Origin of the sequence: Treponema parvum (assembly GCF_017893945.1) — a bacterium.
GTDB lineage: Bacteria > Spirochaetota > Spirochaetia > Treponematales > Treponemataceae > Treponema_D > Treponema_D parvum_A.
Map to the genome: position 1 here is coordinate 943837 of NZ_CP054257.1, position 13651 is coordinate 957487.

Annotated in this window: 9 protein-coding genes and 1 tRNA gene; 8 read left to right on the plus strand and 2 right to left on the minus strand. The window is 46.7% G+C overall.

Annotation, left to right across the window (positions count from 1 at the left end; all coding sequences use genetic code 11):
* The first annotated feature begins 18 nt into the window (after positions 1 to 18).
* From ispE to lepA, 8 genes are all read left to right on the plus strand, one after another.
* Entirely contained in the window at positions 19 to 876 is an 858-nt protein-coding gene (ispE, locus tag HRI96_RS04300; RefSeq protein ID WP_210118289.1) for a 4-(cytidine 5'-diphospho)-2-C-methyl-D-erythritol kinase, read from the plus strand.
* A gap of 55 nt (positions 877 to 931) precedes the next feature.
* Entirely contained in the window at positions 932 to 1219 is a 288-nt protein-coding gene (spoVG, locus tag HRI96_RS04305) for a septation regulator SpoVG (RefSeq protein WP_210118290.1), read from the plus strand.
* Between the two features lie 10 nt (positions 1220 to 1229).
* Positions 1230 to 1302 (plus strand) — tRNA-Gln (locus HRI96_RS04310).
* A 37-nt stretch (positions 1303 to 1339) separates the two neighbouring features.
* Positions 1340 to 1894 (plus strand): 50S ribosomal protein L25, encoded by a 555-nt coding sequence (locus tag HRI96_RS04315; protein ID WP_210118291.1) that lies wholly within the window; start codon positions 1340 to 1342, stop codon positions 1892 to 1894.
* 95 nt (positions 1895 to 1989) lie between these two features.
* Positions 1990 to 3606: a tRNA lysidine(34) synthetase TilS gene (gene tilS, locus HRI96_RS04320; RefSeq protein WP_210118292.1), complete on the plus strand. Its 1617-nt coding sequence runs from the start codon at positions 1990 to 1992 to the stop codon at positions 3604 to 3606.
* A 61-nt stretch (positions 3607 to 3667) separates the two neighbouring features.
* Positions 3668 to 5845, plus strand: a complete 2178-nt coding sequence (locus tag HRI96_RS04325) for a hypothetical protein (protein WP_210118293.1) — start codon at positions 3668 to 3670, stop codon at positions 5843 to 5845.
* A 44-nt stretch (positions 5846 to 5889) separates the two neighbouring features.
* Complete coding sequence (locus HRI96_RS04330) at positions 5890 to 7563, plus strand: S1C family serine protease (protein WP_210118294.1); 1674 nt, start codon at positions 5890 to 5892, stop codon at positions 7561 to 7563.
* Positions 7564 to 7756: 193 nt separating this feature from the next.
* Positions 7757 to 9559: a translation elongation factor 4 gene (gene lepA / locus HRI96_RS04335; RefSeq protein WP_210118295.1), complete on the plus strand. Its 1803-nt coding sequence runs from the start codon at positions 7757 to 7759 to the stop codon at positions 9557 to 9559.
* Between the two features lie 185 nt (positions 9560 to 9744).
* Here lepA and HRI96_RS04340 read toward each other — a convergent pair whose 3' ends face one another.
* Entirely contained in the window at positions 9745 to 11859 is a 2115-nt protein-coding gene (locus tag HRI96_RS04340; protein WP_210118296.1) for a 6-hydroxymethylpterin diphosphokinase MptE-like protein, read from the minus strand.
* 12 nt (positions 11860 to 11871) lie between these two features.
* Positions 11872 to 13350, minus strand: coding sequence for a peptidylprolyl isomerase (locus tag HRI96_RS04345; RefSeq protein WP_210118297.1), 1479 nt, complete (start codon positions 13348 to 13350; stop codon positions 11872 to 11874).
* Positions 13351 to 13651: the final 301 nt, after the last annotated feature.

The following is a 13651-nucleotide window of genomic DNA, read 5'->3' on the forward strand; positions in this document are numbered from 1 at the left end:
TGTATAATACGTAGAAATATGCTTGCTGAAATGCGTGTATCCGCGCCTGCAAAAATAAATTTGAACTTGAAGGTGCTTCCTAAAAGGGCAGACGGATTTCACGTAATTGAAAGTATTTTTCAAACCGTCCGGTTGTTTGATGATCTTTTAATTTGTATTGAAGACGGAAAAAATACTTGCACGGTGGAATGTCACGACATGGAGCTGCCAAAGCAAAATACACTGTCGGCTGCATATAAGGCATTTTGTTTGCATACCGGATTTGACAGATCTGTCCGCGTAAGGCTGACAAAAAGGATCCCTTCCGGCGGCGGTTTAGGCGGCGGCTCATCGGATGCCGCTTATTTTATTAAAGCGCTGTCGCAGCTGGCGAACGTTCGTCTTTCTTCCGAATTGTCGAACAAGATTGCCGGCGAAGTCGGAAGCGATGTGTTTTTTTTCCTGTGCTGTGCTCATCCAGGATGTGCGCTTGTTACAGGCCGCGGAGAAATTGTTAAACCGATTAAACCGCGTCAAGATATGCATATTCTGCTGGTTTTTCCCGGTGTTCACAGTTCGACAGGAGAAGCTTATTCTTTAGTCGACAAGGCCGCCTCCGAGGGGGAATTTGCAGATTGCCCTTCATTCGAAGAGCTTGAGACTGTATATAACGGTCCCATAGTTGATTGGACCTTTGCCAACAGTTTCACTCCTGTTATTGCGCGACGGTATCCTGAGATAGGAGCAGCGATCGCCGAAGTACGTAAGGCAGGTGCTGTTTTTTCTGATATGTCCGGTTCGGGTTCCGCTGTTTTTGGAATTTTTGCTTCTGCCGGAGAAGCGGACATTGCTTTTCATGCGCTGATTTCTAAAGGACTTAAGTGCGTTGCCGCATGAGTATCGTCGGGTAAGAGAGAGTTACAGACTATTACCAAGCCTTGCGGAGGTTGCTGTGCAGATCACTGAATTACGCATTAGGAAAGTAGAAGCGGAGGGGAAACTTCGTGCTTATGTGACGGTCACATTTGACAATTGTTTTGTTGTTCATAATGTGAAGATAATTGACGGTAAAACGGGATTGTTCATAGCAATGCCGAGCCGTAAAACGGCAAGCGGTGAATACAAGGATGTAGCTCATCCTATAAGCCCTGAATTCAGAAGTGAGCTTCAGGATAAAATCCTTGCAGAATACAACGCCGGTCATATAGAGCCGGGATTTGCTGTTTCGGAAGAAAATTAATTTGTTATTTTGGGACGTCGGCAAGCGGTAAGCCCCCGGCTTTTGGTGCCGGTATTCCACAGGTTCGAATCCTGTCGTCCCAGTTAATATTTTTTAAAACGGTTTTAAGGAGTTCCTTTTATGGATCAGATGGTAATTAATGCAAAGACCCGTACGACTATGGGAAAAAAAGCAGCGAAGGTTTTGCGGACAACCGGGCGTATTCCGGCAATAATGTACAATTCCAAGGGACAGTCGACGATGATAGACGTTGATGAAACGGAATTCAATAAGGTGTGGCGCACGGTCACTCCTACGACGCTCGTTACTCTGAAGATCGACGGTAAAGATTCCGCGGAAGCTTTTATTAAGGATACCGAGTATAACATACGCACGGATAAGGTTTTGCATGCGGATTTTTTTGAACCTGCGAGCGACAAAGAGCTTACCGTAAAGATGAAGTTGCAGTATACGGGAACGCCGGCAGGAGTTCTTAAAGGCGGTTTTATGCGTAAGCATACTCCTTTTGTAACGCTGAAGGCCGTCGCCAAGAATATTCCGGAACGTCTGGTTGTGGACGTTTCAGGCATCAACGTGGGCGAACACTTTTGTGTAAAAGATCTCTCGTTCGCAAAGGGCGTTACGGTTCTTACTCCGCCGGAAACTTATCTGGTAAGCGTTTCTCCTGCGCGCTAGGTTTTTCATTTTAATGTAAACTGACGCTGACTGACGGACGTAGTGCCGTCGGTCAGCTTTTTTTTTAAGTTTAAAGGCAAAACAGGGAAGGTTATTTGAAAAAATCGTCTGAAAGGTCATCTTCTAAAGAATCATTTTCCGAAAGGTCGTTTATTGAAAAATTTGACGGCCGTGTCGAAGCCGCGCTTTCTAAGCTGGGAGTAAAGTTTTCTCCTCAGCTTCGTTTGGGAGCCGCCGTTTCAGGCGGAGCGGATTCGATTGCGCTCCTGTCGTCCCTTGCCGCTCTTTGCCGCAAAAACGGCGTTCCCCTCTTTGTTATTACCGTAAACCATAGAATCCGCCCTGACGGCGAGTCCGAAGGCGATGCAAAGTTCGTGGCCGATTATTGTAAAGAGCTTCGAAACGGCGGGTGCGCCGTTGAATGCTTCGTTTATAATATTCCTTACGGCCGTGTAGACATGTGCGCCGCGGAACGCGGAGGCGGAACAGAAGAAGCCGCCCGGTATCTGCGGTATGAGGCGTTTGATTCCTTTATAAAGGACAAAGATCTTTCATTTTTGTGCCTTGCTCACAACAAAAACGACAACCTCGAAACGATTCTCATGCGTTTTTTTCAGGGAAGTTCGGGAACCGCTGCTGCAGGAATAAAAAGCCAAAGGGATAAGTGCGTAAGACCTCTCTTGGAAATTTCCCGCCGGGAAATTGAAGACTATTTGAATTTTCGTAAAATTCCGTGGAGAACGGACAGCACGAACAGCGACAATTCTTACCTTAGAAACCGGATAAGAAACGTACTTGTGCCGGTTCTGGACGAAACGTTCCCCGGTTGGCAGGGGGCGGTTCTTAACGGAGCCGAAAAGACGGAACAAGATTCGTCATTGCTCGATTCTTTTTCGGCAAAACTCAAATGGAAAAGATACGGCGAGAGCCTTTTTATGCCTCTGGACGAACTTGCCGTTTTGCCTGAGTCCATAAGGCGAAGGCTCATCTTTTCTGCGGTAAACGAAATCGGCTGTAACGAGCGCGTCCCCTATTCGTTTATACAAAGATGCAGCGATATGATAAATCGGCATAGCAAAGAGCACGATGCGGCGGCCGGCGATGCGGAAAAAACCGGAGAAATGGGGAAGTCTGGCGCGGCTGAGAAACTGGGAGCTGCGGAAAAAATCGCTTTTGGAGTGCGCCGTACGAAAAAGCTTGAAGAATGTAGAATCTCCAGCGTCAAAGCTTGCATAAGATTAGTAAAAACAAAACCGCCTTTTGACGCAAGCTTGTCCGACGTTATGTTGTTTATCGAAAAACAGACGGAACCGAAGACGCATAAAGGTTTTTTTGCTATAATAAAAGAAAAAGGGAGGTATGAGCTGCCTTTCGGAACGGTTTCGGTAGCGGACGACGGAACTGCCGCTTTATGCGGCCATTCCGCAAATTCGCTGATTTTGAAAAACATTTCGCTTCCGTTTTGCGTAAGGAGCCGGCAGCCGGGCGATGCGGTTTTGTCCGCGGACAAGACGATGAAGGATCTGAACGATATTTTTTCTTCATGGAAAATTGAAGAAGAAATGCGCGATCTTATTCCGATCGTTCAAAGGCTGGATACGGACGATCAGGAGATTGTTTGCGTCTATGCTTCTGTATACGGTTTTCCGGATTGGATAGTAAAACAGGAGAATGAAAGCCTTTCCGGCGGCGTCTGTGCGTCCGGCCGCTGATGAGGAACTTTTTGTTACCGGACAGTATTTTGTTTTTTATAGAAGAAAAGGTTAAAAAGATATGTGTTTTTATAAAGAGCGTATAACCGTATTCGTTTGTTCCGTAACGATGTTCTTTTTATTTTTCGCTTCTTCCGGCGCTCAGGCGCAAACGGGGGGAGCGGCGCAAAATTCGGCTAAGACGGCAAACCGGCAAACCGCAGTCCGCTGCCTTCAGCTTGCAAAGACGTATATAAATCAGAGAGATTGGGCGGCGGCTTCTTCCAATATAGAAATGGGATTGGGGTACGACGACGGCATTTCCGATCTGTGGTATTTCGACGCGGTAGTAAAGACGAATACGGGCGGATCCCGTGCCGAAGTAAAACCGCTTGTCGAGCGCGCTCTTACGTACGGAGAATGGGTGGATTACGACAGGGACAACGCAAGAATTCTTTATGCGGATATCTTAAGCGATACGGGTCTTTATGAAAAAGCGTTGGAAGTGCTCAACGCACAGCCCTTTTTATTTTCCGCAGACGCCGAATACATCCGTGTAAAATCATTTTACCGTATGCACACCGAAGAGAGCCTTTATAAAGCGCGCGACAAAGTGGACGCATCGCGCAGAGTTTATCCTCACGATTCCCGTTTCGCAGGACTTTTTTTTAAAAACGAGTATGAGTTTTGGGACCGCGAAAACGCGACTGAGCAGCTTAGGCGCATTGCGGATTTTTTTATCGCATCGATACCTTCATACGTACAAACCGATCCCGAATTGGAATTATATGCGGCGCTTTTTGCAAAAAAAGCAGAGAGCGTAAGACTTTTAAAATCCTATGAAGCGCGGGGACTTTCGCATCCGATGTTCGCTTCCGCTGCTTTAAAGGCCGGGCTTCTTTCTGAAAAAGCGGCCGTAGAATATTTTACGGGTTTTTCGGATACTTCGGTCTCGCTTGAAGATCTGACGGCTCTCGCTATCTTAATAACGGACGAAGAAGTTAAAAGTTTTTTAAGCGAATATCTTTTGTCTTACGACGGGCTTTTGACAGTCGATACGGACGCGGACTTGGAAGCAAACCTTTTTGTGGATTATTTCCGCGGCAGACCTAAAGACGTGCGCTGGGACAAAAACAACGACGGAATAGACGAATGGACCGCCGCATGCGATTTCGGAGTTCCCGTTTCCATAGCGCTCCCTGAAAAACGGCTTGACGTGGGATACGGATCCTACCCGTATGTAAACAGAGTTTCGGTAAAGTATTCCGACGGAAGGAAAAAGGACATTTTTATCGCCGACGAAAAGTTTGCTTGGACGCCGTTCGACATTGCGCCCTATGCTTTTTTTACTCAAATTCTCGGGTGCGAATTTTACGTTCCTCATGTTTACGGCGAAGTTCCCGCTATTGACGAAAAAGAATTGACTGCTGCCGCCATATACTGTGAAACCGACAGCGGCGAATATGACGGGGCTCGCGTACGTTTTTCGATTTTAGACGGAGCGCCTGCGGCGGCCTATTATACGCTTAACGGAAAACAGTACGCTAAGGCTTTTTTTGAGAACGGGATTATAACTTTACGCATAGTGGACAGGGACGGCGACGGAATATTTGAAACGACCGAAACTTACGCTGTCGATAACGAAGGCGATATGGCGCTGAGCGAAGAAGGCAGTCGCCGCATTGTAAACAATGTGTACGGTCTTTCATCCGATATAAAGAATTTGTATGTAAAGACGATTAGGATAGACCTAAACAAGGATACCGTGCCCGATTTTACCGAAGAGTATCTGCCTTATAACGGAAAAATAACATCCTGGGATTATGACAATGACGGTCAGTGGGATGTGCGCTACGTTCGCTATCCGCAAAAACAGGGCGACAACCTTCTTGAAGACGCCATGTTCTATTTGGCGCCGGGCAGATCGCTTGCGGTTGTTTCCAGCTTGGACGGAGAGCCTTTTAAAATCGTTTACGATAATGTAGAATATGCGGTGGAAAAAGGCGACTTGCCGGGATTTTATTGGGTGGGAGACATGGGAAGTCTTCAGAACGAGCGGGACGTCATTACCGCTCTGGAAGCCGAGGGAGAACAGGGAAAGAGCGTTCTTGTTGAAAGCGGCGAAAACCGTATACTTTCGGTTAAGATGGCGGAAAGATATTTCGGCCGGATGATACCTGCCGTGCCCGAATCCGAAAACGGCGGTTCGCCCGAAACGGCAGGCGCTGCGGATGGCGAAAGTACAGGCGCTGAATTTTAAATAAATCTGAAGATTTACTCGCTGTGCAATTTTAAGGAATTGAGATGTTAAATAAAAAAAGTTCAGTATTGTTTTTTTTCTTTTCGGTTTTGACAGCCTTTTATCCGGCTGTGTTTTCGGGCTGCGCAAGCAATCTTAACCGTTCGGGAAACGTGTATAAAGTCCCGGATTATTCTATCGAAGACATAAGAAACATAGAAATAAGCGATATAAAAAAAATTCTTGAAACAAAACCGGTTCTTGCCTTGTGGCGGTCCTATCTGATAGACGACAAAGAATTGACCGCGTCCTGTTTTGAACGCATCGCGGAGCTGTATAAGGACGCCGTCCAAAAAAAAGACCATTTTACCGCGTTAAGACTTTACAGATCGCTCGACGCCGCAGGGTATCCTGAAATTTCTTCGCTCAACACGAGCCTCTCGGAGCTTGAATCTTTGTGCTGCGAAGGGGTTCCCGGAGTGCAAACAGGAGCCGCCGATCGGGCAGATAATTCCGACTCGGGTAAAGGCACGCCTGAAAACGTAGCTCAATATATTTCCGGAACCGTGACGGTTTGGATCGATCAGGGAATAAAGATTGAAAGGGGAGTGGGTTACGCCGACAGAGTGATAGGTTCGGGCTTTTTTATACGCAAAGACGGCTATATCGTTACGAATTACCATGTGATAAAGAACGTCGTGGATACTAAATTCGAAGGGGTGGCAAGATTATATGTACGCCTTGCGGACGATCCTGAAACGCGGGTGCCTGCGAAGGTGGTAGGCTGGGACGCTACCCTTGACCTTGCGCTTTTAAAAACAGAAGTGGACGCTCCCTATGTGTTTAGACTAGGTTCAAGTTCGGGGCTTTCCGTAGGAGATAGAATTTTCGCTATAGGTTCTCCGGTAGGATTGGACAGAACTCTCACTTCGGGCATAGTTTCGGCGATGAACCGTAAACTGTTTACCACCGGAAGTGTGTTCCAAATAGACGCTGCGGTAAACGGCGGGAATTCCGGCGGACCGTGTATTGATGTAAACGGCAACGTTCAGGCTATCGTGTTTGCGGGGCTTCCCCAGTACCAGGGGTTGAATTTTGCCATTCCCGTGGAATATTTAAAAACGGATCTGCCGATGTTGTTTAACGGCGGAAAACGCGAACACGCTTGGATAGGAGCTTACGGGCATACGTTCCGCAACGGCAATGTTTCCGAAGGTCTTGAAATCCAGTACGTAATGTCTTCGGGCAGCGCTCAGCGATCCTATCTTAAAACAGGCCAGATAATAAACGCCGTCAACGGAAAAAAAGTTTTTGATCTTGATTGTGTTCAGGACGAACTTCGCCGTTTTGTTCCCGACACTCTAGCGCGCTTTTCTTACACTGAAGACGGCAGCGAAAAAGAAACTTTAGTCTATCTTGACGTGCGCCCAGAATATCCGGGTAAAAACGCTTACGAGCGCGATCTTATAGAGACGTCTTTTGTTCCGCTTTTCGGAATGGGACTGCAGGCTGTTTCGAGTTTAAACAGCAGAAAGTATGCGGTTACAAAGATAATCAAAGGCGGTATCGCCGATGAATCGGGATTTTCCGAAAACGATCCTGTGGACATAGGACGTATAAAATTTTCCGATGATAATGCGTTTTTGTCGGCTGAGATTTATGCTAGAAAGCGTAAAAAAGGATACCTTGACATAGGCGTTTCCATAACGGCTCCGTTGGACAGCCCGTATTATTTTTGATATGCGGTTTTGACGTCGCGTTACGCGAAGCCGTGCCGTCTGTGCGGAGGCTGATGAAAAGAGTCTGCGCCGGGATGGAGCACCGCGGAGCGCCGACCGCAGCGCAGCGAGGACGGTGAGCGTGAGCGAAGTGCGGAATACCGGTTAGCCTATAAAGGCGCGCCCTGATATATTTGATCTTTTAGGAAATTTTATGGCGGAATTAAAGTATAAGCGTAATTTTTGTATAGTAGCTCACATTGACCACGGAAAATCAACTCTGGCGGACAGGCTGATCCAAAAGGCTAAAATCATCGATGAGCGTCAGATGAAAAATCAAATTTTGGACAACATGGACATTGAGAGGGAGCGGGGCATAACGATTAAAAGTCAGGCTGTGACGATTCCGTATCACGCAAAGGACGGGCACGACTATGCTCTTAACTTTGTAGACACTCCGGGACATGTGGATTTTTCTTACGAAGTTTCGCGCGCTATAGCTTCCTGCGAGGGTGCGCTGCTTTTGATAGACGCTTCGCAAGGCGTCGAGTCGCAGACTATGAGCAATATGTTTATGGCGCTGGAACACGATTTAACGATAGTTCCCGTAATAAACAAGATAGATCTGCCTTCGGCCGATATTCCTTCCATCAAGCATCAGATCGAACACGATTTGGGACTGGATCCTGCCGACGCCCAGCTTGTTTCGGCAAAGACGGGGGAGGGCATCGACGAGCTTTTTGAAGCCATCGTTTTAAAATTTCCGCCTCCCAAGGGCGATGTGAACGCTCCCGTGCAGGCTCTTATTTTTGATTGTCATTACGACGATTACAGGGGCGTGATCGTTCACCTGCGCATGATGCAGGGGCGCATAAAAGCGGGCGATACCGTTCTAATGATGCACAACGGATCGTCCCACAAAGTGGAACAGGTGGGAATTTTTAAGATCAAGTACGAGGCTACGGGAGCTCTTGAAGCGGGCGACGTAGGTTACATTATTGCCGGAATAAAGACCGTAAGCGACGTGCGCGTAGGCGACACCGTAACTTCTTCGGAAAATCCTGCGGCGCAGGCATTGCCGGGGTTCAAAGAAGTTAAACCTGTCGTCTATTCGTCTATTTATCCTATGGACTCAAACGACTATGAAGAACTTAGGTCGAGCATGGAGCGTCTTAAATTGAACGACGCAAGTCTCGTATACGAAAAGGATAATTCCGTCGCGCTGGGGAACGGTTTTCGTTGCGGTTTTTTAGGGCTTTTGCACCTTGAAATAATCGAAGAGAGGCTTGAGCACGATTATGATCAGGCTGTGATTTTTACGGCTCCTTCCGTGCGCTACAAAATACTGCTTTCAAACGGAGAAGAAACTTTTATAGACAACCCTGCCGAATATCCTGAAGGCCGCGTTCGTGAAGCCGAAGAGCCTTATATAAAGGCTTCGATTATCACTCCGAGCGAATACATAGGTTCTATAATCGCGCTTTGCACGGAAAAACGCGGAACGCAGTCCAATATGACCTATCTGGATGAAAAGCGCGTTGAAATTTTGTACGAGATGCCTCTTGCCGAAGTTTTATTTGACTTTTACGACAGATTGAAAAGTTACAGCCGAGGCTATGCTTCGTTCGACTATGAAGTGATAGGCTACCGGCCTACACAGCTTGTAAAGATTGATATTTTGATAAACGGAAAACCCGTGGACGCTCTTGCCCAGCTTACATTTAAAGACAACGCGTCAAAACACGCGCATACCGTTTGTGCGAGATTAAAGAATGAAATAAGCCGGCAGCAGTTTAAAATTGCGATTCAGGGAGCGATAGGAAGTCAGATAATTGCGCGCGAAACGGTAAACCCGGTGCGTAAAGACGTTCTTGCCAAGTGCTACGGCGGAGACATAACCCGTAAAAGAAAACTTCTTGAAAAACAAAAAGAAGGCAAAAAACGCATGAAGATGGTGGGGAACGTGGAACTTCCGCAGTCGGCCTTTCTTGCCGTTTTGCGCGAAAAAGAAGAATAGAGAATTTTCTGCGCTCATAAGCGCGATGTGCGATTGGCACGCCTATGCGATGCGGCGCACATATGCGGCGATTTTCACGGAACGGCGGTTTTACACAGGGCGGAGCTTCTGCATGGAACCGTGTGCGTGCATGGAAGCGAGCGCCGTCACAAAGCGGCTTCTTAAGTCCTTATGCGAAAACGTGCCTAAACGGAATCGTCTTGAGTTTCCAAAATTTTTTGCGCAAGAGTTACGTTTTTTAAAAAAAGATCGATTTCGCTTCGTATGCGCTTTAAAAAACTCAATTCCAAAGAAGGCGTATGCCCGTCCGGAAAATGCAAATAAAGATAACTTCGACCGCTGAGCAAAGATATTATTTCTTTGCCCAAATCTTGCGGTGTTTGTCCGGCCGCTTTGATTTCGCCTGTTAAAAGGCCTTTTAGCCTTTCCAGCGCCGCTTTTTCCGTTTCAAAAAATGCAGATATTGCTGAACGTTTCCGGCAGTTTTTTTGATCGGGGGGGGGAGCTCCGCATGGCAGTGCGGTGGTGCCGGATGTTGCGCGCGGATTCCATTCGGGGACTGCTTTTAAGGAAGCGCCCGGCGCTTGTCCGGCTGCAAATGTGAAATCTTTGTTTACGGCAAAGCTAGGAATTCCTATATCGAGCGCGTTTTCACCTATGTTCCAAAGATTCTTTACGCCCGAAAAGCAAAGCGCAAAATTTTTTGCGTAGTTTGAAAGCACTAAAGTCGTTATCCGTTTTTTTTCGTCATTGCCCGTAAACACGAAGCTCCCGTTGCCGAACGCCGCGCCGTAATTTCCTAAGGAATTGATTCTGTTGTGCGAAAAGAGCCGCTCGTTATGCGGCGCGGATCCGTTGGCGTGCGTCTTTCCTACCGAATATGAAAAATCCATCCCCGTGACGAAAACCGGAACTTCATCCGAAGATCGAAGCAGGAGCGCAATATGCACGGCCGTGAGCCCCACCGAGCCCAACGGAGGAATCACCTTCGGCAAAAGATTTTTTTCAAAAAGCCTCTTCATAAAGTCGTTTTTATCGTATTCCGAAACAAAATAGCAGACGTTCCCGCTTGTAATGTCCGTAATATGTGGACGTGAAGTCATATCCGCAAAGAGGGTAAAAATCTTAGACTTTTGACCTTTTCTGTCCGAGATTTCTTTTGCATTCGCGGCTTTTTTATCGCCGCGGCCTTCTTGCCGGCCTGAGGCTGCTGCGGCAGATTCCGCGGCCAGTGCTGCCGAAAGCTTTCCGTTAATCCCCGGAATTCCGATATAGGCTTTTTCTATGGCCAGCTGGGATTCCACGGCTACGACAGCGTCGGCTTCTATGTTGTGGGAGCACAATACGGGTAAAGAAGCGTCAACTGCAATTAGATAGATATCTTTTCGCCGCCTTGTTTTTAAAAACTTCTTTAGCGTACAAAGAGTTTTTTCAAGGCTTTCGCCCGTTCCGCAGATCAAAATAGGTTTTGATATAGTGCGTCCAAGGTTTCGGAAAGGAACGGATTTTTTTCTTGTCAGGCGCGCAAGATTTTGAAATATGTTTTTTGAATACAGCCGCCCGAATTTTACAAGCGTAAGTCTGTTTTTCCAAAACTGGGAAATAACCTTTTGGCACTGCAAATATATGCCATCATACGATTTTTCGTCAAATTGTACTCCGGCCGAAAAGTCTATCCGCAGGATTCTCTTAACGTTTCCCGTCCGTATCGCAGGGGCGGCGGTAAGGTCGTTTGAAAATTCGACTCCGCGTTCAAGGCTCTGCCCCGTTCCATGGGCGACGGTAAAGCCGCTTGACGATCCGCCGCTGCGTTCAATTCCAGCCACTGCCTCAATGTCACTCGTTGCCGCAAAGCCTGCTCTTGTTTCCGCCTCAATGTGGCCCTCCATTCCGAAACCGTCTGTACATCCGCTTGAAGACGAGTTTTCAAGCGCGTAAGGCAGATTTTTAAACTGTGCCGGTGTCAGAAAAACCAGATCGTTTTTTTTGACATGATCGCCCAAAGCCGGATTTCTATCCAATTCATTTTTTGCAAATTCGTACAGAAGATCGTCGGCTTCGCAGGCCAAGACGCGGCATCCTTTCGGTATTTTTTGAAGCAGTTCCCCCATCCCGTACCAAAGGCAGGGCGAAAAACACAGGACTAAAGTTCCCGAAAGAATATTAAGAGAATCTACGGTCTGCAAAATCGATTTTTGCGGATCGTATTTTGAATAGAGCAGCCTATCCTTGTAAGAAACGGAAAAGCCCCGCCCGGTATGTACCGTGCAGGGCTTTTTATCGGACAGAAGACCTGCCAAAATTGCCGCCTTTTAGTTGTTGTTCATAAAATTGTTGAAAAAGACGGACATAACGTTGTTTACGACTTTAGGGCTGTTAAACAATGCCGCCTGCGCCGCTTCGCGGTCAAAACCCGCTATTTCCGCAGGGAATGTCTGAGAAGCGGTCGCTTCGTCCGTTCCGCCATCAATTTCTTCTTTCATCTGAAGAACCGCTACGTTTTTGCCTAACACGAGCGGATCTGAAATTTCATTTTGTTTGAGAGAAAATATCTCTTTTAAGAAATTCTCGTCATTCGGCGCGTCTGCAAATTCCTGTGCCGATCTCAAAGGCAGTGTGCCTAGGATTGCGAGATTGCCGTAATTGAGAGCGATGGCGGGAATTTCTACCTTTTGGGTATCGAATGTCTTACAGGCTTTGTCGAATCCGTTTTGTACGGCGTCGGAAGCAAAGTTTTTTGCAATTTCGGTAAAATAGTCTTCGATTATGCCTTTTTCATAAGCGTTCAGATACTTGTGTACGTCGTTTACCGTTTCAGATTTTGTAAAATCCGGCTGAACCGCATCCGAGTCCGCTTTGAAAATAGAATACCCCGTGCCGGTTTTTACGATTGCGCTTGTTTTTCCCGTCTCAAGGGCGCAGACGGCTTTAAAATCTTCGTCTTTCGATATGATGTTTTTGATTTGGTAACTGTATTTATCCCTCAGTTTTCCGTCATCGCCGCTGTAATTTTTTGAAGAATATTCGGTCACCGCATCTGTAAAAATTATCTCGTTGCTGTTAAGCCTGTTCAGGATTGTCTTTGCGGTAGATTCGTCGCTTACCGTGATCACGGAAAGGTCGTAGGTTACAAAAAGGCCGCTGTGCTCTTTGCCGTATGAAGCGGACATTTCATCGGGATAATTATCCGTGTTGAATAAGGCAGCGTCGAACGAGCGTGTTTTTTCTCCCATGCTGCGGATAAAAGGAATTTCTTTTGACGACGATTTTAATCCGAACAAGGCCTCTTTACCGACGGTTTCTTCTGAACCGAACGCGTCGTCATAATAACGCTGTGAAATTAAAGATTCCTTTACATTTGCGTAGATTTCACGCTTTCTGTTTTCATCGGCTTGTCTGAAAAGTTTTGATGAATATTTGCCCGTTTCATCGTAAAAATACGGCAACATATTGCGGCTTATTGCCGTTTCTGGAACGCGCCATCCGCTTTTTTCGACGGCGGAATCGTATGCCATCTTAGTCACCGTGGAGTTAAAAGCATAGTTAAAAATGTAAAAATAAGCGTTTTCGTTGATTTCTTGCCCCTGCATCTTCAGCATTTCGGCATAATTGCTTACGGCCTTTGCAAAAGGCGTTCCCTGCTCGTATAGAATATTTTTGCCGTCGTACGAACCGAATGGAGGAAGCTTTTTCCCCGCAGTCTTTCCGACCATAGCCGGAAGGATCACAAAAATGAATGCGGCAAAAAGCAGCACAATGACGGAACCGATCGTATAAAAGTGTCTTTTCATAAAATTTCCCTATAGTATTAATTTTGGAAAGTGAAATAATTTTATCATAGCGCCCTTGTTTTGGGAAGAGCACGCATGTAATACGGCGGAACAATCCGGACAGAGCGGCTCAGCGCACTTTCTGCCGCCTTGCATTCCGCTTTATCTAAACGGAACATCTTGAGTAAAAACATCGTACGTTCAAAACGCCGGCAAATGTGATGTGATCAATATCGTTTTCCATATATCAGCACCCTCTCCTTTGTAACGTTTTTTTCAAGCGTGCATCGCTTTTTCGTGCCTCAAATTTCAACTCATAATT

Excerpts from the sequence above, each read along its gene's own strand:
- ispE (WP_210118289.1), top strand. The coding sequence starts at position 19 with ATGCTTGCTGAAATGCGTGTATCCGCGCCTGCAAAAATAAATTTGAAC.
- HRI96_RS04315 (WP_210118291.1), top strand. The coding sequence starts at position 1,340 with ATGGATCAGATGGTAATTAATGCAAAGACCCGTACGACTATGGGAAAA.
- HRI96_RS04325 (WP_210118293.1), top strand. The coding sequence starts at position 3,668 with ATGTGTTTTTATAAAGAGCGTATAACCGTATTCGTTTGTTCCGTAACG.
- HRI96_RS04330 (WP_210118294.1), top strand. The coding sequence starts at position 5,890 with ATGTTAAATAAAAAAAGTTCAGTATTGTTTTTTTTCTTTTCGGTTTTG.
- lepA (WP_210118295.1), top strand. The coding sequence starts at position 7,757 with ATGGCGGAATTAAAGTATAAGCGTAATTTTTGTATAGTAGCTCACATT.
- HRI96_RS04345 (WP_210118297.1), bottom strand. The coding sequence starts at position 13,350 with ATGAAAAGACACTTTTATACGATCGGTTCCGTCATTGTGCTGCTTTTT.